Source organism: Streptomyces sp. GbtcB7 (assembly GCF_019091445.1).
Lineage (GTDB): Bacteria > Actinomycetota > Actinomycetes > Streptomycetales > Streptomycetaceae > Streptomyces > Streptomyces mirabilis.
Window position 1 is genome coordinate 95,587 of sequence record NZ_JAGXJM010000010.1, and the last position, 23,346, is coordinate 118,932.

General features: G+C 70.5%; 27 protein-coding genes. 14 read left to right on the plus strand and 13 right to left on the minus strand.

What is annotated here, in order from left to right:
* Positions 1-54: 54 nt before the first annotated feature.
* Positions 55-1,650 carry a Na+/H+ antiporter gene (locus tag KVT44_RS18120; protein ID WP_217567785.1) on the plus strand — a complete coding sequence of 532 codons (1,596 nt, stop codon included), beginning with the start codon at positions 55-57 and terminating at the stop codon, positions 1,648-1,650.
* Positions 1,651-1,666: 16 nt separating this feature from the next.
* Here KVT44_RS18120 and KVT44_RS18125 read toward each other — a convergent pair whose 3' ends face one another.
* The 3 genes from KVT44_RS18125 to KVT44_RS18135 form a co-directional block, all read right to left on the minus strand.
* On the minus strand, positions 1,667-2,545 hold the full coding sequence (locus KVT44_RS18125; RefSeq protein ID WP_229889382.1) for a 1-aminocyclopropane-1-carboxylate deaminase/D-cysteine desulfhydrase: 879 nt from the start codon (positions 2,543-2,545) through the stop codon (positions 1,667-1,669).
* Positions 2,546-2,678: 133 nt separating this feature from the next.
* On the minus strand, positions 2,679-3,269 hold the full coding sequence (locus tag KVT44_RS18130; protein ID WP_190172799.1) for an N-acetylmuramoyl-L-alanine amidase: 591 nt from the start codon (positions 3,267-3,269) through the stop codon (positions 2,679-2,681).
* Between the two features lie 181 nt (positions 3,270-3,450).
* Positions 3,451-3,684 (minus strand): hypothetical protein, encoded by a 234-nt coding sequence (locus tag KVT44_RS18135; RefSeq protein WP_099920715.1) that lies wholly within the window; start codon positions 3,682-3,684, stop codon positions 3,451-3,453.
* A gap of 265 nt (positions 3,685-3,949) precedes the next feature.
* Here KVT44_RS18135 and KVT44_RS18140 point away from each other — a divergent pair, with 265 nt between their 5' ends.
* From KVT44_RS18140 to KVT44_RS18165, 6 genes are all read left to right on the plus strand, one after another.
* Positions 3,950-5,356 carry a family 2B encapsulin nanocompartment shell protein gene (locus KVT44_RS18140; protein WP_217567787.1) on the plus strand — a complete coding sequence of 469 codons (1,407 nt, stop codon included), beginning with the start codon at positions 3,950-3,952 and terminating at the stop codon, positions 5,354-5,356.
* 176 nt (positions 5,357-5,532) lie between these two features.
* A complete protein-coding gene (locus tag KVT44_RS18145; RefSeq protein ID WP_217567875.1) occupies positions 5,533-6,579 on the plus strand; it encodes a family 2 encapsulin nanocompartment cargo protein polyprenyl transferase in 1,047 nt (348 codons plus the stop codon).
* 261 nt (positions 6,580-6,840) lie between these two features.
* Entirely contained in the window at positions 6,841-7,452 is a 612-nt protein-coding gene (locus KVT44_RS18150) for a GNAT family N-acetyltransferase (protein ID WP_217567788.1), read from the plus strand.
* 76 nt (positions 7,453-7,528) lie between these two features.
* Positions 7,529-7,828: a hypothetical protein gene (locus tag KVT44_RS18155; protein WP_217567885.1), complete on the plus strand. Its 300-nt coding sequence runs from the start codon at positions 7,529-7,531 to the stop codon at positions 7,826-7,828.
* On the plus strand, positions 7,825-8,238 hold the full coding sequence (locus tag KVT44_RS18160) for a YciI family protein (RefSeq protein ID WP_099920711.1): 414 nt from the start codon (positions 7,825-7,827) through the stop codon (positions 8,236-8,238). The genes KVT44_RS18155 and KVT44_RS18160 overlap by 4 nt, the downstream gene beginning before the upstream one ends.
* Before the next feature lie 87 nt (positions 8,239-8,325).
* Positions 8,326-8,658, plus strand: coding sequence for a DUF952 domain-containing protein (locus KVT44_RS18165; RefSeq protein WP_060898647.1), 333 nt, complete (start codon positions 8,326-8,328; stop codon positions 8,656-8,658).
* A gap of 70 nt (positions 8,659-8,728) precedes the next feature.
* On the opposite strand, the gene KVT44_RS18170 is transcribed toward KVT44_RS18165, so the two are convergent.
* From KVT44_RS18170 to KVT44_RS18190, 5 genes are all read right to left on the minus strand, one after another.
* The gene (locus KVT44_RS18170) at positions 8,729-9,487 is read right to left on the minus strand and encodes a VOC family protein (RefSeq protein ID WP_217567789.1); all 759 of its coding nucleotides are present in this window, start codon (positions 9,485-9,487) and stop codon (positions 8,729-8,731) included.
* Between the two features lie 20 nt (positions 9,488-9,507).
* Positions 9,508-10,362, minus strand: coding sequence for a hypothetical protein (locus KVT44_RS18175; RefSeq protein ID WP_217567790.1), 855 nt, complete (start codon positions 10,360-10,362; stop codon positions 9,508-9,510).
* 113 nt (positions 10,363-10,475) lie between these two features.
* On the minus strand, positions 10,476-10,892 hold the full coding sequence (locus KVT44_RS18180; RefSeq protein ID WP_054228118.1) for a VOC family protein: 417 nt from the start codon (positions 10,890-10,892) through the stop codon (positions 10,476-10,478).
* Between the two features lie 196 nt (positions 10,893-11,088).
* Positions 11,089-11,514: a helix-turn-helix transcriptional regulator gene (locus KVT44_RS18185; RefSeq protein WP_054228117.1), complete on the minus strand. Its 426-nt coding sequence runs from the start codon at positions 11,512-11,514 to the stop codon at positions 11,089-11,091.
* Positions 11,515-11,554: 40 nt separating this feature from the next.
* The gene (locus tag KVT44_RS18190) at positions 11,555-12,448 is read right to left on the minus strand and encodes a helix-turn-helix transcriptional regulator (RefSeq protein WP_217567791.1); all 894 of its coding nucleotides are present in this window, start codon (positions 12,446-12,448) and stop codon (positions 11,555-11,557) included.
* 147 nt (positions 12,449-12,595) lie between these two features.
* Between KVT44_RS18190 and KVT44_RS18195 the strand changes: the two genes are divergently transcribed.
* Positions 12,596-13,549, plus strand: coding sequence for an NAD(P)-dependent alcohol dehydrogenase (locus tag KVT44_RS18195; protein ID WP_217567792.1), 954 nt, complete (start codon positions 12,596-12,598; stop codon positions 13,547-13,549).
* A 208-nt stretch (positions 13,550-13,757) separates the two neighbouring features.
* On the opposite strand, the gene sodN is transcribed toward KVT44_RS18195, so the two are convergent.
* Positions 13,758-14,153: a superoxide dismutase, Ni gene (sodN, locus tag KVT44_RS18200; protein ID WP_004983535.1), complete on the minus strand. Its 396-nt coding sequence runs from the start codon at positions 14,151-14,153 to the stop codon at positions 13,758-13,760.
* Positions 14,154-14,297: 144 nt separating this feature from the next.
* Between sodN and sodX the strand changes: the two genes are divergently transcribed.
* Positions 14,298-14,732: a nickel-type superoxide dismutase maturation protease gene (gene sodX / locus KVT44_RS18205; protein WP_217567793.1), complete on the plus strand. Its 435-nt coding sequence runs from the start codon at positions 14,298-14,300 to the stop codon at positions 14,730-14,732.
* Here the strand turns inward: sodX and KVT44_RS18210 are convergent.
* Positions 14,636-15,265 carry an ABATE domain-containing protein gene (locus tag KVT44_RS18210; protein ID WP_099920707.1) on the minus strand — a complete coding sequence of 210 codons (630 nt, stop codon included), beginning with the start codon at positions 15,263-15,265 and terminating at the stop codon, positions 14,636-14,638. The two genes, sodX and KVT44_RS18210, sit on opposite strands and share 97 nt — an antisense overlap.
* 110 nt (positions 15,266-15,375) lie before the next feature.
* Between KVT44_RS18210 and KVT44_RS18215 the strand changes: the two genes are divergently transcribed.
* Positions 15,376-16,164, plus strand: coding sequence for a trans-aconitate 2-methyltransferase (locus KVT44_RS18215; RefSeq protein ID WP_217567794.1), 789 nt, complete (start codon positions 15,376-15,378; stop codon positions 16,162-16,164).
* 98 nt (positions 16,165-16,262) lie between these two features.
* Here the strand turns inward: KVT44_RS18215 and KVT44_RS18220 are convergent, their stop codons facing one another.
* From KVT44_RS18220 to KVT44_RS18230, 3 genes are read right to left on the minus strand one after another with little or no spacing between them, the layout of a single operon-like run.
* Positions 16,263-17,057 carry an amino acid ABC transporter ATP-binding protein gene (locus tag KVT44_RS18220; protein ID WP_302832066.1) on the minus strand — a complete coding sequence of 265 codons (795 nt, stop codon included), beginning with the start codon at positions 17,055-17,057 and terminating at the stop codon, positions 16,263-16,265.
* Positions 17,054-17,992: an amino acid ABC transporter permease gene (locus tag KVT44_RS18225; protein WP_217567795.1), complete on the minus strand. Its 939-nt coding sequence runs from the start codon at positions 17,990-17,992 to the stop codon at positions 17,054-17,056. The genes KVT44_RS18220 and KVT44_RS18225 overlap by 4 nt, the downstream gene beginning before the upstream one ends.
* Positions 17,993-18,030: 38 nt before the next feature.
* Positions 18,031-18,987 (minus strand): ABC transporter substrate-binding protein, encoded by a 957-nt coding sequence (locus KVT44_RS18230; RefSeq protein ID WP_190172790.1) that lies wholly within the window; start codon positions 18,985-18,987, stop codon positions 18,031-18,033.
* A gap of 543 nt (positions 18,988-19,530) precedes the next feature.
* Between KVT44_RS18230 and KVT44_RS18235 the strand changes: the two genes are divergently transcribed.
* From KVT44_RS18235 to KVT44_RS18250, 4 genes are all read left to right on the plus strand, one after another.
* On the plus strand, positions 19,531-20,805 hold the full coding sequence (locus KVT44_RS18235; RefSeq protein WP_054228111.1) for an NADP-dependent malic enzyme: 1,275 nt from the start codon (positions 19,531-19,533) through the stop codon (positions 20,803-20,805).
* Between the two features lie 627 nt (positions 20,806-21,432).
* Complete coding sequence (locus KVT44_RS18240; RefSeq protein ID WP_099920701.1) at positions 21,433-22,398, plus strand: zinc-binding dehydrogenase; 966 nt, start codon at positions 21,433-21,435, stop codon at positions 22,396-22,398.
* A 151-nt stretch (positions 22,399-22,549) separates the two neighbouring features.
* Complete coding sequence (locus tag KVT44_RS18245) at positions 22,550-22,759, plus strand: helix-turn-helix domain-containing protein (protein WP_010984411.1); 210 nt, start codon at positions 22,550-22,552, stop codon at positions 22,757-22,759.
* Positions 22,759-23,325, plus strand: a complete 567-nt coding sequence (locus KVT44_RS18250) for a Clp protease N-terminal domain-containing protein (protein WP_099920700.1) — start codon at positions 22,759-22,761, stop codon at positions 23,323-23,325. The genes KVT44_RS18245 and KVT44_RS18250 overlap by 1 nt, the downstream gene beginning before the upstream one ends.
* The last annotated feature ends 21 nt before the right edge of the window (positions 23,326-23,346 follow it).

The following is a 23,346-nucleotide window of genomic DNA, read 5'->3' on the forward strand; positions in this document are numbered from 1 at the left end:
AGGTTACGTCGGGCGTGCGGGATGTCGCGCGAAAACGAGGGCGGGCGGAAGACGATGGACGTATTGCCACTGCTGTTGCTGGTCGCGGGGAGCGCCGCGGTCGCCGGGCTCGCCCGTCGTACCCCGGTGCCGGCGCCGCTGTTGCTCGTCGCGGCGGGCCTGGCCGTCTCGTACGTCCCTGGAGTGCCCGGATACGAACTCGACCCGGAGATCGTGCTCCCGCTGGTGCTGCCCCCGCTGCTGTACACGGCGGCCACCGACAGCTCGTACCTCGATCTTCGGGCGCATATGCGGCCCATCGCGCTGCTGTCGGTGGGGTACGTGCTCTTCGCGACGCTGGCCGTCGGCTGGGCCGCCTATCTGCTCGTGCCGAGCCTGCCGCTGCCCGCGGCGCTGGTCTTCGGAGCGGTGGTGGCGCCGCCGGACGCGGTGGCGGCCACGGCGGTGGCGCGCCGGGTGGGGCTGCCCTCGCGGATCACCACGATCCTTCAGGGCGAGTCCCTGGTGAACGACGCGACCGCGATCACCGCCTACAAGGTGGCCCTCGCCGCCGCGGTCGGCGAGGGCGCGACCTGGGCGGGCGGTGTCCGTGAGTTCCTCCTCGCGGCGGTCGGGGGTGTGGTCGTCGGTCTCGTCCTGATGGTTCCGATCCACTGGTTGCGCACGCACCTGAATGAGGCACTTCTCCAGAACACCCTCTCCTTGTTGATCCCCTTCGTCGCCTACGGGATCGCCGAGCAGGTGCACGCCTCCGGAGTGCTCGCGGTGGTCGTCGTCGCGCTCTACCTCGGGCACCGTGCCTGGGAGGTGGACTTCGCGACCCGGCTCCAGGAGGAGGCGGTGTGGAAGATGGTCGCGTTCGTCCTGGAGTCGGCGGTGTTCGCCCTGATCGGACTGCAACTGCCGGTCGTCCTCAAGGGCCTCGGCCAGTACCAGGGAGCCCAGGCCGCCTGGTATGCGGTGGCCGTCTTCCTGGTCGTGGTCGCCGCCCGGTTCGTGTGGGTCTATCCCGCCACCTTCCTGCCGCGGATCCTGTCGGCGCGCGTCCGGGAGCGCGAGGGGTCCCCCACCTGGAAGGGCCCGTTCATCATCGGCTGGGCCGGAATGCGCGGGGTGGTCTCGCTCGCCATCGCCTTCTCCATCCCGCTCACCGTGAACGGTGGTGCCTCCTTCCCCGATCGCAACCTGCTCCTCTTCCTCACCTTCACCACCGTGATCGGGACCCTGGTCGTCCAGGGGCTGACCCTGCCCCCTCTCATCCGCCTGCTCAAGCTGCCGGGGCGCGACGTCCAGGCCGAGACGCTCGCCGAGGCGAACGCCCAGGCGCAGGCGTCCCGGGTCGCCGAGGAGCGCCTCGACGCACTCCTCACCGACGAGCGCAACGCCCTGCCCCCGCCGCTCGCCGACCGGCTCCGCTCGGTCCTGGAACGCCGCCGCAACGCCGTCTGGGAACGGCTCGGCGCCGTCAACCCGGTGACCGGGGAGACCGCCGACGACACCTACCGCCGCCTGTCCCGCGAGATGATCAGCGCCGAACGCGAGATGTTCGTGAAACTCCGCGACCACCGCTACATCGACGACGAAATGCTCCGCACGCTCCTGCGCAGACTCGACCTGGAGGAGGCGGCGGCCTACCGGGAAGCGGCGTGAGGCGCCGTACGAGGGCTCAGAACGGTGCCCCGGTGATCACCGCCGCCACCGTCGTCCCCCGTGTGAACGCCCTCTCTTCCACCAGGGTGACAAGTCCGTAGAGCATCTTGGCGACATAGAGACGTTCCACGGGCAGGTCGTGGCGCTGTTCGAAGTCCGCGGCGAAGGTGTCGAGTTCGGGCGTGGTGCGGGCGTAGCCGCCGAAGTGGAAGCGGTCGTCGAGTGACCAGGTGCCGCGCCGGCCGCCGAAGGCGGCTTCCTGGAGGGCGCTTATGTCACTCCCCAGGAAGCCGCCCTTGAGGACGGGGATCCCCAGGGCCCGCTGGTCGGGGGCGAGGCCGGCGGCCAGGCCGGCGAGGGTGCCGCCGGTGCCGCAGGCCAGGGCGGCCACGTCGACACCGCCATGGCCCCGCAGCTCCGCGCCGAGTTCCCGGCAGCCGCGTACGGCAAGGGAGTTGCTGCCGCCCTCCGGGACGACGTACGCGTCCTCGGCGTCCACCGAGCGCAGCAGGGCGGCCAGCGTCTCCGGTTCGCTCTTGCGGCGATACGTCGATCTGTCGACGAAGTGCAGTCGCATGCCGTCGGCCGCGCAGCGGGTCAGTGAGGGGTTGAGGGGGCGGTCGGCCAGCTCCTGGCCGCGGACCACCCCCACGGTCGTCAGCCCGAGGAGGCGGCCCGCGGCGGCGGTGGCGCGCAGATGGTTGGAGTACGCGCCGCCGAACGTGACCACCGTGCGGCCCGCCGCCGCGCGGAGGTTCGGGGCGAGCTTGCGCCACTTGTTGCCGATCAGCTCCGGGTGGATCAGATCGTCCCGCTTGAGCAGCAGCCGCACGCCACGGCGCGTGAAGCGCTCGTCCTCGACCTGACAGAGCGGCGAGGGCAGCCTCGGCCGCAGAGCGGTCGGGTCGAGCGCTTCGGGGACGTCCGGAGTGGCCGGGGTGGTCGGGCCGTCCGGGGTTGCGGGGCTGGGCACCCCACCATTGTCGGACACCTGTCCGGTATGCGGGCGGCCACCCCGCGCCCGTCCGTCACTTGAGGCGGTCGCGGACGCGCTCTCTCATCGAGGCCATCGTGAAGCCGCGCGGGTCGACCTTGCCCGGCTGCCACTCCAGGTGGCCGATGACCGAACGCTCCGTCCAGCCGTGGTGGCGGCAGATCGCGGCCGCGACCTTCTCGATGGCCTCCAGCTGTACCTCGGGCCACGGATCATTTCCGTCGCCGAGGTTCTCGCACTCGAAGCCGTAGAAGTGGCGGTTGCCGTCGGCGTTCGCCTCGTTGTCCGGCGGGAGCGCCTTCTCCGCGATCACGGCGCGCAGCACGTCGTCGTCACCCAGACCCGCGTGGTTGGCCCGGCCGTAGCCCACGAGGTGCAGGACACCGTCCTTGGTGATGACGCCGTGGCACAGCGGACCGGGCAGGTCCGGGCGGCCCGCACGGCAGATCCCGACGGTGTGCTCGCTGCCCGAGGTCACCGAGTGGTGGATCATCACGCCGTACACCGGACCCCAGGGCCCCTTGTGATTGCGGTTGTGATGCTCCCAGTCGCCGACCTCGACGACGGTGACGCCTTCCTCCCTGAGCTGGTTCAGGAAACCGCCCGCGGACATGGGTGGGGCCATGGCCACCTCCTTCGCACTGCGCGGCGGCCACCGGTCGCGGCCGTCTCGTACCGCAGCTTGTACCCGGAACCCAGGGCTCCGGCCCAGCCGTTCGTACGGCGTGCGAGTCGATCCGGTCAGGGGCGCGGGCGCGTCTGACCAGCGCGTTCACGGCGCGTTCGCGGTGTGTCCGCGAGGCCTGTCAGGAGCGCAGGAACGCGTCCCCGTTCACGGAGATGTGGCTCTCCAGCGCCTGCAGGGCCTGCTGGGTCGCCTCGGGGGAGCCGCTGCCGCGCCGCTCCGCGTAGTACGCCGCGCCCAGTTTCTTCAGGAGGTCGCCGCCCGCACGCTGCGCCTGCACCTCGTCGAGCTTCTGCTTGCCCTGCGTGAGCCCTCGCTGCGCCTGTTCCTTGGCGCGGTCCAGGAAGCCTGCCATTGCCGTCTCCTGTCGTCGTCCGTCACCGCGTCAAACGGTTGGCCTGATCTCGGAGTTCCCGCTCGCAACGGCTCCGCGCTGTTCGAAGGCGAGGGCTGCGGCTGTTCGAGGACGACGGCGCCGGCTGTTCGATCGATCGACAAAAGTGGATCCTCTGCCCAATCCCCCGTGATCCATTCCCGCTCATTCGTGTAATAGCACCGGCACGCTCCGTGATGGAAGGCTGGTCGGCGCAGATCAGCGCACGACCGGGAGGGCAATTTTCATGTCGGTAGGCGAAGAGGTCCGTGCGGGGCAGGGCAAGCCGCAGCAGAGTCTCGGCACATCGGCCGCGCGGAACCTGGCCACCACCACCAAGTCCGCACCCCAGATGCAGGAGATCAGCTCACGGTGGCTGCTGCGCATGCTTCCGTGGGTGAACGTGCAGGGTGGCACGTACCGCGTGAACCGGCGGCTCAGCTACTCCGTGGGCGACGGCCGCGTGACGTTCGTGAAGACCGGTGACCGTGTGCAGGTCATCCCCGCGGAGCTCGGCGAGCTGTCAGTGCTCCGCTCGTTCGAGGATCAGGAGGTGCTCGGCGAGCTCGCCCAACGGTGCCAGCAGCGGGAGTTCGCACCGGGCGAAGTGCTCGCCTCGTTCGGCAGCCCGTCCGACGAGGTGTTCCTGCTCGCGCACGGCAAGGTGCAGAAGATCGGCACCGGCCCGTACGGCGGCGACGCGGTCCTCGGCGTCCTCGCCGACGGCGCGTACTTCGGCGAGCAGGCGCTCATCGACCCGGACGCCATCTGGGAGTACACGGCCCGCGCCGTCACCGCGGTCACCGTGCTCGCGCTGGCCCGCCAGGACCTCGAGCAGGTCGCCGAGCGCTCCGACTTCCTGCGCGAACACCTCACGTCGCTGCGCGCGATTCCGGAGCAGCGCACCAACAAGTACGGCGAGAAGGAGATCGACCTCGCGGCCGGCCACACCGGGGAGGAGGACATCCCCGGCACCTTCGTGGACTACGAGGCGGCGCCGCGCGAGTACGAACTGAGCATCGCCCAGACCGTGCTGCGCCTGCACACCCGTGTGGCCGATCTCTACAACCAGCCGATGAACCAGACGGAGCAGCAGCTCCGCCTCACCGTCGAGGCGCTGAAGGAGCGCCAGGAGCACGAGCTCATCAACAACCGGGAGTTCGGACTGCTCAACAACTGCGAGTACGACCAGCGGCTCCAGCCGCACGAAGGCGTGCCCAGCCCCGACGACCTGGACGAGCTGCTCAGCCGCCGACGTGGCACCAAGCTGTTCCTCGCCCACCCGCGCGCGATCTCCGCGTTCGGCCGCGAGTGCAACAAGCGCGGACTGGTCCCCGAGAGCGTCGAGATCGCGGGCAACCGCATCCCGACCTGGCGCGGTGTGCCGCTGTTCCCGTGCAACAAGATCCCCGTCAGCGACGCCCGTACGACCTCGATCATCGCCATGCGTACCGGCGAGGCCGAGCAGGGTGTCATCGGCCTCCAGCAGGCGGGCATCCCGGACGAGATCGAGCCGAGCCTGTCGGTGCGCTTCATGGGCATCAACGAACAGGCGATCATCTCCTACCTGGTGACGGCGTACTACTCGGCGGCGGTTCTCGTGCCGGATGCCCTCGGCATCCTGGAGAACGTCGAGATCGGCCGCTGGCGGTGACCTTCCCGACGCCGGCCACCGTGTTCCCGCCCGATCAGGCGGGAACACCGAGGGCGAGGCGGAGTCCGGCCGAGACCCTGGACGGGCGGGGCCTCATCGGCAAGCCCATGGAGGGCAGGCCCTCGGACGGCGGTTCCGCGGACGGGCCGGACGGCGGTTCCGCGGACGGGAGGCCCATGGATCGGCAGGTCGCGCCCGGCCCGGTCGACGGACAGGAGGCGGCGGGCATCCTGGAGTACGCCCGGGCGTCCGTCGACCCCGAGCTGCGCAGGGCCGTCGACTCGCTGCCGGGATCCATGCGCCGGATCGCGCTCTACCACTTCGGCTGGGAGCACGCGGACGGCACCCCGGCGGCGGGCAACGCGGGCAAGGCGATCCGCCCGGCCCTGGTGCTCACCGCCACGGGAGCGCTCGGCGGTCGGCACACGTCGGCCGTGCGGGCGGCGGCCGCCGTGGAGTTGATCCACAACTTCACGCTGTTGCACGACGACGTCATGGACCGGGACACCACCCGCAGACACCGCCCCACCGCGTGGACCGTGTTCGGCGACGCCGACGCGATCCTCGCCGGGGACGCCATGCAGGCGCTCGCCCAGCGGCTGCTCGCCGAGGACTCGCACCCGGCGTCCCAGGCCGCCGCCGCCCGGCTCGCGTCCTGCGTCGTCGAGCTGTGCGAGGGGCAGCACGCGGACACGGCCTTGGAGAAGCGCGGACCCGTCGAGGTCACCCTCGACGAAGTGCTCGCCATGGCCGAGGCCAAGACCGGCGCGCTGCTCGGCTGCGCGTGTGCGCTCGGCGGGCTGTACGCGGGGGCGGACGAGGAGGACGTCGACGCGCTGGACGCGTTCGGCCGGGAGGCCGGCCTCGCCTTCCAGCTGATCGACGACGTGATCGGGATCTGGGGGGACCCGAGCCGCACCGGCAAGCCGGCCGGGGCGGACCTCATCGCCCGCAAGAAGTCCCTGCCCGTGGTCGCCGCGCTCGCCTCCGGCACCCCGGCGGCGAAGGAACTCGCCGAGCTGTACGGAGTTCCCTACGAGGAAGGGGAGTTGGAGCGCACGGTACTGGCCGTCGAGCGGGCGGGCGGCCGTGACTGGGCGCAGCTCCAGGCGGCCGACCGGATGTCCCGGGCGATGCACGAGCTGTCCCGGGCGATCCCCGACCCGGAGGCAGCGGGCGGCCTCCTCGCGCTCGCGGAGTTCGTGACGCGGCGCAGCAACTGACCCGTTCGAACCTTCGGATGACCCGTTCGATCCTTCAGAAGGGCGGTTGAAGACCCCGGGGCCTCCGGGACCGTACGGCACCTGACCTCCGTACGGCACCGGGCTCCGGCCGGAGCGGGTCCCGCACATCCCCACGGTGCGCGGGGCCCGCCCCACTCAGGCCCGGACAGGCCCGACAGCCCCGGCAGGCCCGGCAGGCCCGACAGGCCCTAGGCTGCAACAGCCGTACGATCAGCGGCGGTTGAGGCGAGAGGGTGGGACATGGGCGTGGTGATCCGGCCGGCGGACGAGGGCGATCGGGAGCTGGTCACCCGGCTGCTCGACGAGGCGTTCCAGGACGACCCGGTGAGTGTCTGGGTCTTTCCGGACGCTGCGCACCGCCGCGCCAAGCACCCCGGGTTGATGGGGATGTTCGCCGAGGTCGTGCTCGCCGAGGGTCGCGTGGACGTCACGGAGGACGGCACGGCGTGCGCGCTGTGGCTGTCCGTGCCCGCCGACGCCGGCCACGCCGACGAGGAGGACGACGGTCCCGTACGGCTGCGTGAGGCCGTCGACCCGGACAACGAGCGGGTCGAGCTGATAGGCCGCCTGACGGCCGGGATCCATCCCGCGGGCCGCGCCCACGAGTACCTGTGGATGATCGGCGTGGCGCCGGAGCGCCAGGGCGAGGGCCTCGGCACCGCGCTCGTCCGGTCGGTTCTCGACCGCTGCGACCGCGAGGGTCTGCCCGCCTATCTGGAGGCGAGCAACGCCGGCAGCCGCCGACTCTACGAGCGTCTCGGCTTCGCCCTCACGGGGAGCCCTCTCGACCTGCCGGACGGTCCGCGGATGTGGCCGATGTGGCGCGAGCCGCAGCCCGGGCGGGGGGCCTGATCGGGTTCAAGAGCGGCGTCTTCGTGCGGACGTACAGCAGGAAGCGCTGAAGCGTCTCCCGACCTACCCTGAATGCATGGGCACCGATGAGCATGTCTGCCCCGCCTGCCGGCAGCCGGTCGCCACCGTCGTGCGGCGCCACAAGACGCTGGGCGCGTTCGTTCCCGTATGGGGTCCCGGCCCCTGCCACAACCCGGAGTGCGAGACGTATGTCGGCGAGCCCGGCGCCGGAGTCGGGGCCAGGTCCGGAGGCCGCGCGGAGGCCCGGTCCGTACCCGGGACCGGATCCCAACCCGGCAGGGACACCGGGGAGCCCCGGGAGCATCCCAGGGAGTCCGTCGCAGAAAATGAGGAAGCCGAGGGAGCCGACTCATGAAGTACCTGGTGATGGTGCAGGGTACGCAGGCGGACTATGAGGGCATGCGGGGCAAGGGCTCCGCGCACGCCCCGGCCTGGAGCGAGCAGGAGCTGCAGGCGATGTACGCGTACATGGGCGCGATCAGCGACGACCTCTCGAAGTCCGGTGAGCTCGTCGAGGGGCAGGAGCTGGCCGAACCGGCACAGACCCGCCTGGTCACGGCCGGGCAGGACGGGAAGGCCGTCATCTCCGACGGGCCGTACAGCGAGACCAAGGAGCTGATCGCCGGCTACTGGGTACTGGAGTGCGAGAGCCTGGAGCGGGTCACCGAGATCGCCGAGCGCGTCACCCGCTGCCCAGGCCCCGAGGGCGCCACGAACTATCCGGTGGTCATCCGCCCCATCCTGGACGGCGCCGGAGACATCTGAGCGGGATGCGCCCGCGGGACCCTCGGTCTCCCCGAGCGGCGCTACTTGGAGACGCGGGCGGCCCGGCTGAGGCCGTAGCGTGTCGGCATGTCCGAACCCTTGTTGCACCTCACCGAGCGCTCCCTGTGGGACGCGGCGCGCGCGTCCGGCGCGTACGAGATGTCCACCCGTGGCCGCACCCTCCAGGAGGAGGGCTTCATCCACTGCTCGCTGCGGCACCAGGTCCCCGGGGTCGCGTCCTTCCTGTACGGCGGGTACGACGGCCCCGACGAGCTGGTGCTCCTGGTCATCGATCCCGAACGGCTGGACGTGCCGGTGCGCTACGAGGCGGTCAAGCCCGGGGGCGAGGAGTTCCCGCACATCTACGGGCCGATTCCGGTGGCGGCCGTGGTGGACGTGGAGGTGTGGGAGTCCGCGTAGGGCTGTCCGCCTCGGGCCGTTCGCTTCGGGGCGCCCGCTTCGGGCCGTTCGCTTCGGGTCGTTCTTCGGATCAGGCCGGGGCCGGGAGGCTGCCCGTCGCCGGGTCCCGGCCGGTCAGGCAGTACGTGCCGCCGACCGGGTCCCTCATGACGGCCCAGCGGGCGCCGTGGCCGACGAGCACGGCGCCGAGCCGCTCGTGGTGGGCGCGTACCGCCTCGATGTCCGAGCAGGCGATGTCGAGGTGGGCGGTGGCGGGGCGGGCGGTGTCGAGGCGTTGCAGGAGGATGCGGAAGGGGAGCCCGGCGGGCGGCCTGAGCAGGTGGAACTCCGGGAGCGCGCCGGGGTGCGACTCCCATCCGGTCAGGGCGCTCCAGAAGGCGACTTCGGCCTCGAAGCGGGAGGGCGCCACGTCCAGGCACACCTGGTCGAGGCGGCTGGTGGTGCCGGTGGGGCCCGGGACGACCGGAGGCCGCGCCGACTCGCCGTGCCAACGGACCGCGCAGAACGGCTGACCACCGGGTGAGCGCAGGACGACCAGGTCCTCTTCGGTGGTGACGATCTCGGCACCGAGCCGCCGGGCCGACTCCGCCAGCGCCCGTACGTCCTCGACGGCGAGGTCGAGATGGGCGCCGCCCTCGCCCGCGTCGACGCCCTGCGCCTTGACGCAGGCGTCGGTGCCGTCGGGCAGCAGGGTCACGAACTCGCCCTGCTCACCGCGTGGTTCGGACAGCTTCGTCGCCGTGACCGCGGTCCAGAAGCCGTAGGCGCGATCGAAGTCCTTCATGGGCCGGTCGACGAAGGCGTAGGTCCATCGAATGGGGTCAGCCATGGGTCGTTTCCCGCTCCCTCTCAGACACCGTGTGCGGCTCGTACCGTCTCCTGTCCGATCAGCCCGCGCAACGATGTTTTCACCCGTGAGACGAAGGCGTCCCGCGTGCCGGGGGAGAGGACGTCCAGGGACAGATAGGGGTTCAGGTCCTCCAGCTCCACGAGGAGCAGCTCGCCGTCGGGGGCCCGGCAGGCGTCGACGCGCTGGATGCCGTACGCGATGTCGTTCCAGTCGACGAACCGCTGCGCGAACTCCCGGTCCCGCTCGGTCGGCTCGTACGGTTCCAGGGCCCAGCGCTCGTCCGGGCGGGGGGCGTACAGGGCGTACTGGAAGGTGTGGTCGACGAAGTAGAAGGACACCTCGTAGCGGAAGTCGATGCGTGGCTGGACGAGGATGTTGCCGTACGACAGTTCGGGCAGCCGGTCGCGCGGTACGAACTCCAGGCCGATGGAATCCGCTCCCAGCTTGGGCTTCACGACGTAGGTGTCGACGTCCGGAAGCCGGTCGAGGTCGTCCGCGCGGTCGATGGTCGGGATGACCGGGAACCCCGCCGCGGTGAGGTCCAGCAGGTACCCCTTCCCCGCCATGTCTCCCTTGCCGGACAGCTGGTTGTACACGCGGACACCTTCCGTGACCGCCTGCTTCCGGAACGCGTCGTACTGCGCCTGGTAGTGCAGCACGGGCCCGCTGTTCCGCACGACCACGGCGTCGAAGCCGGTCATCAGCGCGGCCGCGTCCAGGGGGTGGCACACGGCGAGGTCGAACTCCTCGCGCAGCCGGGAGGTGAGGAAGATGTCCTCGTCGCAGTACCGCCGCCCCTTGGCCGGGTAGGCCAGGTCACTGACGTAGAGGACGCGGGGGCGCGCGGACGGCATCGATGACTCCTCGGACTACGGGACTTCAGACGTTCCGTTCCATGGGCGACCCGCTCCCACGGAACACACGGACGTAGTCTGCCTCCCGTCGGCCGAGGCGGGGGTGGCCGGGGTCAGGCATCGGGGCGTTCGGTGAAGCGCAGGAGGTTGCCCGCCGGGTCGCGGAAGGCGCAGTCGCGGACGCCGTACGGCTGGTCCATCGGCTCCTGGAGGACGTCGGCGCCGGAGGCGCGGACGCGTTCGTAGAGGGCGTCGCAGTCGGCGGTGGAGAAGATGACACCGCGCAGGATGCCCTTGGCGAGGAGCTCGGCCATGGCCTGCTTGTCGGCGGGGGAGATGTCCGGGCTCGCGGCGGGGGGCTCCAGGACGATCTGGACGTCCGGCTGGAGCGGGGAGCCGACCGTCACCCAGCGCATCCCCTCGAAGGCGACGTCACCCCGGACCTCCAGGCCGAGGACGTCCCGGTAGAAGGCGAGCGCTTTGTCATGGTCGTCCACGGCGATGAAGCACTGTGAGAGTTTCAGATCCATGGCCCCACGCTAGGACCTGTCCGGCCGATCACGGCGGAGACGCGGGGTTTGGTGCGCACATCTGCGGCGTTGTCGTCGGTCGCCATGGCTCCGCCATGACTCCCTCCTCCGCCTTGCAGCTGCACGCACCAAACCCCGCTCACCGGTATCGACGAGGCGCCGCAGCTTTCCTCCACCGTGATCGGCCGGACAGGTCCTAGAGCCGTGTACCCGGTTCCGCTTCCGGGTTGCGGTGGCGGGTCGGGCGGGTGAGGCGCTGGGCCACGCACGGCGGGATCGGGGCGCCGTGGTCGTGCGGCCGGGCCCGGTACGCGCTCGGGGTCTCGCCGACCAGCTCCGTGAAGCGGGAGCTGAACGAACCGAGCGACGTACAGCCCACGGCGAGGCAGACCTCCGTGACCGTCAGGTCGCCCCGCCGCAGCAGGGCCTTGGCCCGCTCTATTCGGCGGGTCATGAGATAGCTGTACGGCGTCTCCCCGTACGCCGCCCGGAAGCTCCGCTGGAAGTGCCCGGGTGACATCAGCGCGGTGCGCGCGAGCGCGGCGACGTCCAGCGGCTCCGCGTACTCGCGGTCCATCCGGTCGCGTGCCCGGCGCAGCCGGACCAGATCCTCCAGAGTCATTTCTTCAGGATGGCACGCGCCACTGACAGAGGCCGGTGGGTCAAGGCCGCGGACGGGACGCAGCCGCCGGGCCGGGGGCGACGAGCAGGCCGGCGAGCAGCTGGAGACGCTCGGCGTCGGGCCCGCCCTCCTCGGCGGTGAAGGCGATGAGTACGGGGCCGGTGGCGTCCGGCATCGGGTACGCGTCCCAGTCCAGGTTCAGCTCCCCGACCAGCGGGTGACGGACACGCATCCGGCCGCGCGTGGTCTCCGCCACGTCATGACGTGCCCACAGGCCCGCGAACTCGTCACTGCGGACGGCGAGTTCACCGACCAGCTCGACGGCGCGCGGATGTCCCGGCTCGGCCGCGACCTGCGTGCGCAGCATCGCGACCAGCTCGGCGACGGTGGCGGCCCGCTCCGGGCACGTCCGGTCGGCCTCCGGGTGCAGCAGCAGCGACAGCAGATTGCGTTCGCTCCGCGGGCGCTGGGTGAACTCGCCGAGCAGGGCACCGGCGAGCGGGTTCCACGCCAGTACGTCCAGGAAGCGGCCGACGACCACGGAGGGGGAGGTCATCGTGCGCAGCAGCCGCAGGGTGGTGGGCGGCACCTCCTCGGGCGCGTGGTGGCGCGGGCGCCTCGCGGGCGTGCGCGCGGCGGCGGCGAGGCTGTGCAGATGCCGGGTCTCCTCGGCGGTGAAGTTGAGGGCGCGCGCGAGGGCGTCCAGGACCTGCTCGGAGGGGCGTACGTCGCGGCCCTGCTCCATGCGCTGGTAGTAGTCCGAACTGACCCCGGCCAGCAGGGCCAGTTCCTCGCGCCGCAGCCCGGCGACGCGCCGCCGCGGACCGGGTTCCAGACCGACGTCCTGCGGCCGCAGTCGGGTGCGGCGAGTCCGGAGGAACTCCCCGAGTTCGTGTCGGGGATCGTCGCTCACCGCGACGGGCTCGTCGGTCACGGCTTCAGTATGCCCGCGGCGCGGCCCGCGAGGGTGGGTCTGCCGGACCCAGGAAAGCCGAACCCGGGAAAAGGCGAACGACCGTGATGCCGCGGCCCGGTACCAGGATCTGAACCGCAACAGCCGACCGCGGAAGGGAACAGCGCCATGAAGGCCGCTCAGATCACGAGTTACGGCGACGCGGCGGACGTGCTGCGGATCAACGACGTCGACCGGCCCGCCCCCGGCGCGGGTGAAGTACTGGTCCGCGTCGAGGCGTCCAGCGTGAACGGCCACGACGTGATCGTCCGTTCCGGGGAGATGAAGATCGTCTCGGGGCGCCGGTTCCCGCTCGGCACAGGGCTGGACTTCGCCGGTGTCGTCACCGGATCCGGCACCGGCGTCGAGGGCCTGCGGGTCGGGGACCGGGTGTGGGGCACGGTTCACCCCCGGCAGCGGCACACCATCGGCGGGGCGGCCGAGTACGTCGTCGTCCCCGCGGACCGGCTCGCGCCCGCCCCGGCGGCACTCTCCGCGGCCGACGCGGCCTCCCTGGTCGTCGCCGGTGCGACGGCGCTGATCGCGGTGCGGGACACCGTCCGCCTCGCGCCCGGAGAGAAGGTCCTGGTCCGCGGCGCGGCGGGCGGCGTCGGCACGGCCGCCGTCCAACTCGCCCACGCCCTGGGCTGCCACGTGACCGCACTGGCCCGCGCCCGTCACGCCCCCGCCCTCACCGACCTCGGCGCCGACGAGGTCCTCGACCACGGCTCCACCACCTCGGACCGGATCGGCCCCTTCGACGTCGTCGTCGACACGGTCGGCACGGAACTGAACTGCTACCGGAGCCGGTTGGCCAAGGGCGGCCGAATGGTCACCGTCGGACTGTCGGCCCCCGCCCTGGCCGCGATCGCGGCATCCAGCGTGTACGGCGCCCGTCGCGTCCGCACCTTCAGCGCCAACCCCGACGCCACCGTGCTGCGCGCCCTGGCCGACCACGTCACCTCGGGAGCGCTGCGCCCGGTGGTGAACGGCGTGTACCCACTCGCGGACATCGCCGCGGCGCACCAGGCCTTCGAACGCGGCGGCGTCGTCGGCAAGCACGTGGTCGCCGTATCCGAATGACGTCGGACGAACGAAGCCCGAACGAAGCCCGGACGAAGGACGAACGAAACGTCGGCGGAAGGAGCCCGGCGGAAGAGTCCGGCGAAAGAAGACCGCACCCGGACCGTCAGGGACGCCGTGTTCGGCGTCCCGCGGGCCGGGTGCGGGCAGCGGGACCGCGTGACCGGAGAAACCGAACAGGTCGCGGGTCGAGCCGTATGACCAAAGGTCAGGCCTTCTTGGTCTCCCAGAAGATCTTGTCGATCTGGGCGATGTAGTCCAGCGCCTTCTGGCCCGTGGCCGGGTCCGTGGACGCCTTGGCGGCCGAGAGGGCCTTCAGGGTGTCGTTGACCAGCTGGTGCAGCTCCGGGTACTTCTCGAAGTGCGGGGGCTTGAAGTAGTCGCTCCAGAGCACCGACACGTGGTGCTTGGCGAGCTCGGCGCGCTGCTCCTTGATGACGGTGGCGCGAGCCTGGAAGTGCGGGTCGTCGTTGCCGGCCATCTTTTCCTGGACGGCCTTCACCGACTCCGCCTCGATGCGGGCCTGGGCCGGGTCGTACACGCCGCAGGGCAGGTCGCAGTGCGCGCTGACCTTGACCTTGGGGGCAAACAGGCGGGAGAGCATTGAGCTGTCCTTCCTCGTGATCGTCTTCTCAGGTGGGACATTACTCCGTGGGAGACGTCTTTTCTCGAGTGCCCCCATGGGCTTAGGACAAAAGTCCAGGGTGAGACTGGGACTGGTGGAGGATGGACCGGGGAGGTGCCGGTGATGCCGGAGCTGTCGCAGGAGACCGAGCGTGGGAGGGCCGTGCTGCCGTTCGGGGCGGCCGAGGTGAGGGGGCCCTCCATGGTGCCCACGCTCCAGCACGGAGATCGGCTCGTCGTGCAGTACGGGGCCCGGGTCAGGCCCGGTGACGTGGTCGTTCTGCGCCATCCGTTCCAGCAGGACCTGCTGGTCGTGAAGCGGATCGCGGAGCGGCGCGAGGGGGGTTGGTGGGTGCTCGGGGACAACGCCTACGCGGGTGGGGACAGCACCGACTACGGGACCGTGCCCGAGGACCTCGTCCTCGGGAAGGTGCGTTTCCGCTACCGGCCCCACCTGCCGGGTCAGCGCTCGCCGCTCGCGGTCGTCCGTTGGGCGCTCGGCGCCGCCAGGCCGGTGCTCTCCGACCGGTCGGCCTCCAGGCGTTTGCGGGCCCGGTAGGCGGCCACGTTGGCGCGCGTCGCGCAGCGGTCCGAGCAGTAGCGCCGGGAGCGGTTCGTCGACGTGTCCAGGTACGCGTTGCGGCAGGGGGCCGCCTCGCAGAGGCCGAGGCGGTCCACGCCGTACTCGGTGAGGTGGAAGGCGAGTCCCATGGCGGCGATCGCCGCGTAGCCCGCGGTCGCGTTCGACGGGTGGTCCGCCAGGTGCATGTGCCACAGCGGGCGCCCGTCGTCGTCCCGGTGGTCGTGGCCGGAGATCTGCGGGCTGACGGGGAACTCCAGGAGGAGTGAGTTCAGCAGGTCCACGGACAGGGTCTCGTCGCCGCCGTCGGCCGCCTCGAAGACGGCGCGCAGCCGGGCGCGGACCGACCGGAAGCGGGTGACGTCCGCGTCCGTGGCGCGGCGGGCCGCGGAGGAGTTCCCTCCGAAGAGGTCCCGGACCGCCTCGACCGAGGTGAGCGAGTCCTTGCCCCGGGTCGGCTCCTCGGTGTTGACGAGGCGTACCGCGTAATCCGAGTAATAGGCCAGTTCCACTTGTAGTCCTTACGGAGGCGCTCTATCGTCGTGCGTGCGGTCAGGTAACGGCTGATTGCGCTTCCAGGGTATTACGCGGGCGAGTGAAGACGAACGGAGAAGAGGCTTCCATGACCGTCGGCACCGGAATCGACAGCGACGAGATCCATGGCAACGGCACCGACTGGCACGCCTGGCAGGAGAGCTGGGACCGGCAACAGGAGTGGTACATGCCGGACCGCGAGGAGCGCTTCCGGGTGATGCTCGACATGGTCGAGGCCCTGTGCGGCCCGGAGCCGCGCGTCCTCGACCTGGCCTGCGGCACCGGCACCATCACGGCCCGGCTCCTCGACCGCTTCCCGAAGGCCACCAGCACCGGCGTCGACCTCGACCCGGCGCTGCTCACCATCGCCGAGGGCACCTTCGCGGGCGACGAGAGGGTCTCCCTCGTCACGGCCGACCTCAAGGACCCGCACTGGGCGACCCGGCTGCCGTACGACTCGTACGACGCCGTCCTGACCGCCACCGCCCTCCACTGGCTGCACAGCGAGCCCCTCGCGGTCCTCTACGGCCAGGTCGCGGAGCTCGTCCGCGACGGCGGCGTCTTCATGAACGCCGACCACATGATCGACGAGTCCACGCCCCGGATCAACGAGGCCGAGCGCGCCCAGCGGCACGCCCGGATGGACCAGGCCAGGGCGCGCGGGGTGCTCGACTGGGCCGCCTGGTGGGAGCTGGCGGCCCAGGACCCCGCCCTCGCCGCGCCGACCGCCCGCCGCTTCGAGATCTACGGGGAGCACGCCGACGGCGACATGCCGTCCGTCGACTGGCACACGCGCGTGCTGCGCGAAAAGGGCTTCGGGGAGGCGCGGGCGGTGTGGCGGTCGCCGTCCGACGCGCTGGTGCTGGCAGTGAAGTAAGCAGGCCGCCGGGGTCCGGACGAAGAATCCGGGCGCGGTCCGGACGAAGAAGGGGCGGTACGGGAATCCCGTACCGCCCCTTCACTCTTGTCCGTGGCTCAGAGCACCTTGGACAGGAACGACTGCGTCCGCTCGTGCTGCGGGTTCGTCAGTACGTCACGCGGGTGGCCGGACTCGACCACCACACCGCCGTCCATGAAGACCAGCGAGTCGCCCACCTCGCGGGCGAAGCCCATCTCGTGGGTGACGACGATCATCGTCATGCCGGACTCGGCGAGGTCGCGCATGACGTCGAGGACGTCACCGACCAGCTCCGGGTCGAGCGCCGAGGTCGGCTCGTCGAAGAGCATCAGCTTCGGGTCCATCGCCAGCGCGCGGGCGATGGCGACACGCTGCTGCTGACCGCCGGAGAGCTGCGAGGGGTAGTTGGCCGCCTTGTCGGCCAGGCCGACGCGCTCCAGGAGCTGCTCCGCACGCGCCCGGGCCTGGGTCCTGCTGATGCCCTTGACCTGGACCGGCGCCTCCATGACGTTCTCGAGCGCCGTCATGTGCGGGAACAGGTTGAAGCGCTGGAAGACCATGCCGATGTCCCGGCGCTTCAGCGCGACCTCGCTGTCCTTGAGCTCGTACAGCTTGTCGCCCTTCTGGCGGTAGCCCACCAGCTCACCGTCGACGGACAGCCGGCCGGCGTTGATCTTCTCCAGGTGGTTGATGCACCTCAGGAAGGTCGACTTGCCGGAGCCGGAGGGGCCGATGAGGCAGAAGACCTCGCCGGGCTTGACCTCCAGGTCGATGCCCTTGAGGACCTCGACCGCGCCGAAGGACTTGTGGACGCCTTCGGACTTCACCATCGGCGCACCGGAAATGTCTTTGCCGGTTTCCTTCTCGGTCATGCCGTCGCCCCCTTCCGGCTCGACAGGGACGTCAGATTGGCCTTGATCTTCTGCCACGGGGTGGGCGGGAGCTGACGGCTCGAACCGCGGGCGTAGTACCGCTCGACGTAGTACTGGCCCACGCTCAGGACCGAGGTCATGATCAGGTACCAGGCGGCGGCCAGGAAGAGCATCTCCACCGGGGCGCCGGAGGTCTGTCCGATGTCCTGGGCGTACCGCAGGAGCTCGTAGTACTGCACTGCCGACACGAGGGAGGTCGTCTTGAGCATGTTGATGACCTCGTTGCCCGTGGGCGGCACGATCACGCGCATCGCCTGCGGGATGATGATCCGCCGCAGCGTCTTGCCGTGGCTCATGCCCAGCGCGTGCGAGGCCTCGGTCTGGCCCTCGTCGACCGAGAGCAGACCGGCACGGCAGATCTCGGCCATGTACGCGGCCTCGTTCAGGCCCAGGCCCAGCAGCGCCGTCAGGAACGGCGTCATGAAGCTGGACCAGTAGTCCTTGTAGATCGGCCCGAGGTTGATGTACTCGAAGACCAGACCCAGGTTGAACCAGACGAACAGCTGGACGAGGACCGGGGTGCCGCGGAAGAACCAGATGTAGAACCACGCGATGGACGAGGTCACAGGGTTCTTCGACAGGCGCATCACCGCGAGCAGGATGCCGCCGAGGATGCCGATCGCCATCGAGAGCACCGTCAGCAGCAGCGTCTGGCCGACGCCCTTGATGATGCGGTGGTCGAAGAAGTAGGCCGGTACGGCATTCCAGTTGATCTTGCCCTGGCCGAACGCGTAGATGATCGCGACGAGCACGGCGATCGCGATGACGGCCGAGAGGTACCGTCCGTAGTGCCGGACGGGGATGGCCTTGATGGCCTCCGGCCCGGCCGGAGGAGTGTCCTCCGGCCCTGCCGTCTTGTCGATGTCAACAGTCACGGGTGTTGTTGCCTTTCAGTGCCCGCTCGCGCCCGCGGTCACTTTCCACCGTTGACCGCGGCCGTCTTGACGGCGCCGGCCTCGACGCCCCACTTCGCTATCACCTTGTCGTACTCGCCGTTCTTGATGATCGCGTCGAGCGCGGCCTGCAGTGCGTCGCGAAGCTGCGTGCTGGACTTGGCGACCGCGATGCCGTACGGCGCCGCCTCGACCTGCTCGCCGACGAGCTCGAAGTCCTTGCCGCCGCCCGAGGTCTTCACCGCGTACGCGGCGACCGGGAAGTCCGAGGAACCGGCGTCGGCGCCACCGGCGCGCACCCGGGTCTGGGCCTGCTGGTCGTTGTCGTAGGACTCGATGGCGATCTTCTTGCCGCCCGTGCACTTCTTCGACTCGGACTTGGCGAGGTCCTCCGAGACCGTGCCGCGCTGCACCGCGATCTTCTTGCCGCAGAGGTCGGCCCAGGTCTTGATGTTCTGGGTCTTGCCCTTGGGGGTGTAGATCGAGACACCCGCGGTGAAGTAGTCGACGAAGTCGACGCCCTCGCCGACCTTCTTGCCGGTGTCGGCGTCGACACCGTTCTGGCGGTCCGCGGTGTCCGTCATCGCGGACATCGCCATGTCGTACCGCTTGGAGCGCAGACCCGTGATCAGGGTGTCGAAGGTGCCGTTCTGGAACTCGAACTTCACCCCGAGCTGCTTGCCCATCGCGTCCGCCAGATCGGGGTCGATACCCACGGTCTTGCCGGAGCTGTCCTTGAATTCGACGGGCGCGTACGCGATGTCGGAGCCGACCTTGATGACACCCGCGTCACGGATCGACGCGGGCAGCTTGGAGGCCAGCGGAGCTGAGGCGGCGCTCGAGGAAGAGCTGTTGGAGTCCTTCTTGGTCTGGTCACCGCAGCCGGTGAGAACCAGGGCCCCGGCGACCGCGATCGCACCGACCGCTGCTATACGGGACTGCGCGGCGGTCGTACGACGGGTGGAGCTTGCGGTCATGGTGGGTTCCTCCGGCGGATGAGGGAGTTGCCGATGGGTCGACGAGAACACACACCTTTGGGTGTCGCGACCTCGTGTGATGACGGCATCTTGCCATTCGGACCGCGCGCTTCAGGGGACTCGCTATGTCAAAATCGGATAACGGGTGACCCCCGAACCGCCACGGACGGCTCCATCAGGGCCGGACCTTGTGCGGGAATCCCTCCTTCCGGCCGGAAGATCTTCGGCGCATCTCATGATGCGGGCCGCCACTACTCCGCACTTGTAGTGTCTTGAGGTCATGTCCTGGACTTGTCCACATATCCAGGTATGAGTCATGTCACCGGCGTGTGAGCTTCGCGGTATGGACTCGTCGCCGACCTGGTCCGTCCGGTAAGAAGGTTCTCAACACCCCTCATCCGGGGCTCAGGGCGCGTGTGCGGCGCGCCCGTCGCGTATCCGCCCGTACGCACCACCACGGCGGCAGGGTTACGCGGTGCCCGCCCACCCCTCAACCAGGAGTGGTCACCCTCAAATCAATGAAGACTTAAGGGGTAAAACAAAGTGGCAGCGGAGATCGTCAATCCTCGCAGCGACAGCAGTACGGGTCTTGAAGGCGACGTGGAGCCGGTCAATTCCGCCGGCTCCGTCGACACCGTCGGTTCCGACGGTTCCGTCGACTCCCTCGACTTCGACCCTGCCTTTGCGCTGCACCGTGGCGGCAAGATGGCCGTGCAGGCCACCGTGCCCGTCCGTGACAAGGACGACCTGTCCCTGGCGTACACGCCCGGCGTGGCGAAGGTGTGCAGCGCCATCGCCGAGCAGCCCGAGCTCGTCCACGACTACACGTGGAAGTCGTCCGTCGTCGCTGTGGTGACGGACGGTACGGCGGTGCTGGGACTCGGTGACATCGGCCCGGAGGCCTCCCTTCCCGTGATGGAGGGCAAGGCCATCCTGTTCAAGCAGTTCGGCGGGGTGGATGCCGTGCCGATCGCGCTGGACTGCACGGGCGTCGACGAGATCGTGGAGACCGTGGTCCGGCTCGCTCCCTCGTTCGGGGGCGTCAACCTGGAGGACATCTCGGCGCCGCGGTGCTTCGAGATCGAGCGCAAGCTCCAGGAGCGGCTCGACATTCCCGTCTTCCACGACGACCAGCACGGGACCGCGATCGTGACGCTGGCGGCGCTGCGGAATGCCGCGAAGCTGACCGGGCGGACGCTGGGTGATCTGCGTGCGGTGATCTCGGGGGCGGGGGCGGCCGGGGTCGCCATCGCCAAGTTCCTGCTGGAGGCGGGGATCGGTGACGTCGCGGTCGCGGACCGCAAGGGCATCGTCTCCGCGGACCGGGACGACCTGACCGACGTCAAGCGGGAGCTCGCCGGGATCACCAACAAGGCGGGGCTCACGGGGTCGCTGGAGTCGGCGCTCGCGGGTGCGGACGTCTTCATCGGCGTGTCCGGGGGTACGGTGCCGGAGCCGGCGGTGGCGTCGATGGCCGAGGGGGCCTTCGTCTTCGCCATGGCCAACCCGAATCCCGAGGTGCACCCCGAGATCGCCCACAAGTACGCGGCCGTGGTCGCCACCGGGCGGTCGGACTTCCCGAACCAGATCAACAACGTGCTGGCGTTTCCCGGGATCTTCGCGGGGGCGTTGCAGGTGCGGGCGTCTCGGATCACCGAGGGGATGAAGATCGCGGCGGCGGAGGCGTTGGCTGCGGTCGTCGGGGACGACCTTGCCGCGGACTATGTGATTCCGTCGCCGTTCGATGAGCGGGTGGCTCCTGCGGTGACCGCGGCGGTGGCCGCGGCTGCTCGGGCCGAGGGCGTTGCCCGCCGCTGACGCGGCCGCGTGATTCCAGGGCCTCGTCGGGTTGCTCCCGGCGGGGCCCTGTTTTCTGTCCCGGACTGGTCCGTACGGGTCCCGTTCCTTCGCCCCCGCCGCCCCTACCCTCCCCCAAGCTCTCGACTTCGCTCGAGCAGGGGGGTCCCCCATCATCCCCAGGGGCTCCGCCCCTCCGGCCCCGCAGGGGCTCCGCCCCGGACCCCCGCCAGGGCCGCGCCCTCGCCGCCCCCGGCGGGGCGGGGAGCGGGGGATGGGGGATGTGGGGGATGGGGCTGCACCCCCTACCTCGGGCCGCCGGGGGCGGCGAGGGCGCGTCCCCGCGAGGCTGCCCCCTGCACCGCGGCGAGGGGTTTGCCTGTCGACGCCTGGTTCGGCTTGGGCGGCTCTGGGCGTGGGGCGGAGTCTTCAGGGGCGCGGGGAACTGCGCGACCGGCCCCCGCCCACCCGCAGCCGAATGCATGCGGACAGGTGGGGAATCGGGGCGGAGCCCCGGGTGGGAGGTCGGCGACTGCCTTCGCTCGTGGTCGGAGCGGACCGGTGTGACGTGGAGCGTGAGGGTGGCGGGACGTGTGTCACAGGGGGACGTGGTTCCGCCGGGCGGGGGCGGAGCCTATCGTCAAGGTCATGTTCGCTGCCTACGCCGCCCGCATTGACCGTGACCAGCCGCTCACCGGCCTGGAGTTGGGGGAGCGCCCGGCCCCCGAGCAGAGGCCGGGCTGGACCACCGTGAACGTCAGGGCCGCGTCCCTGAACCACCATGACCTCTGGTCCCTGCGCGGCGTCGGTCTCTCCGAGGACAAGCTGCCGATGATCCTCGGATGCGACGCGGCCGGCGTCGACGAGGACGGCAACGAAGTCGTGCTGCACTCGGTCATCGGACAGACGGGACACGGGGTCGGCCCGAAGGAGCCCCGCTCCATCCTCACCGAGCGCTACCAGGGCACGTTCGCCGAACAGGTCTCCGTCCCGACGTGGAACGTCATCCCCAAGCCCAAGGAACTCTCCTTCGAGGAGGCCGCCTGTCTGCCGACCGCATGGCTGACGGCGTACCGCATGCTCTTCACCAACGCCGGAGTACGGCCCGGCGACTCCGTCCTCGTCCAGGGCGCCGGCGGCGGCGTGGCGACCGCCGCGATCGTGCTCGGCAAGGCCGCCGGTCTTCGGGTCTTCGCCACCAGTCGCGACGAGGCCAAGCGCAAGCGGGCGGTCGAGTTGGGCGCCGTGGAGGCCCTGGAGTCCGGCGCACGGCTGCCGCAGCGCGTGGACGCGGTCATCGAGACGGTCGGCGCCGCCACCTGGTCGCACAGCATCAAGTCGTTGCGGCCCGGCGGCACGCTGGTCATCTCGGGCGCGACGAGCGGCGACCGCCCCTCGCACGCCGAGCTCACCCGCATCTTCTTCCTGGAACTCAAGGTCGTCGGCTCCACGATGGGCACCAAGGACGAGCTGGAGGATCTGCTCTCCTTCTGCGCCGCCACGGGTGTGCGACCCGTCATCGACGAGGTGCTTCCGCTGGACCGGGCCCGGGAAGGGTTCGAGCGGCTGGCGGCGGGCGATCAGTTCGGGAAGATCGTTCTTACGGTGGGATGAGGGTGAGGGATTGAGGGAATCCTCGGCCGTTCGGGCCGAGGTGCAGCGCAGGGTGGTCGCGGCGGGCTCGGGAGGATTCGGGCCCGCCGTTTCGCGTGCCGCTTGTCAACTGGGGTTGACGGCCACCCTGCTGTCAACTTAGATTGACAGCATGACCGAAGCAACGGATCTCGCCGAGCGTGCGGGTGATCGCGATCCGCGGATCGGACTGCGGGCGGTCTCCGCGCTGCGGAGGCTGCTGGAGCAGTTGGAGGCGGTACAGGTGCGCAGCGCGCGCAATCAGGGCTGGTCGTGGCAGGAGATCGCCGCGGAACTCGGAGTGAGCAGGCAGGCCGTGCACAAGAAATACGGGAGGCAGTGATGTTCGAGCGGTTCACGAAGGACGCCCGGGCCGTGGTCGCGGGAGCGGTCGGGCACGCCGAACGCACGGGTGCCGAGGCGGTGGACGACGAGCACATGCTGCTCGCCCTCCTCGATCGGGAGGGCAGCCGCGGCTCGTTCGCGCTGGCCTCGCTCGGGGCGGCCGGTCGTCGCGACTCCATGGAACGGTCGCTTGCCGAGGCGCGCCGACGGGGCGGGCTCTCCCGCGCCGACACGGAGGCGCTCTCCGGGCTCGGGATCGACCTCTCGGAGATCGTCTCCCGGGTGGAGGAGGCCCACGGGGTCGGGGCGCTGGGATCGGGGAACGGGGGTGGCGGCGGTCGCCGTTCCAGGCGTCGGCCGTTCGCCCCGGGGGCCAAGGACGTGCTGACGCGGTCCCTTCGTGCGGCGCTCGCCCGTCATGACCGGCACATCGGCGACGAGCATCTGCTGATGGCCCTGACCGCTCGGCCCGGTGTGCCGGCGGAGGTGCTCGCCGACCACGGGGTCACCTATGAGGCGGTCACGCGCGTGCTGTACGGCGGCGGGGAGGCCAAGGCGGGGTGAGTGAGCGGTCGGAACCGGGGG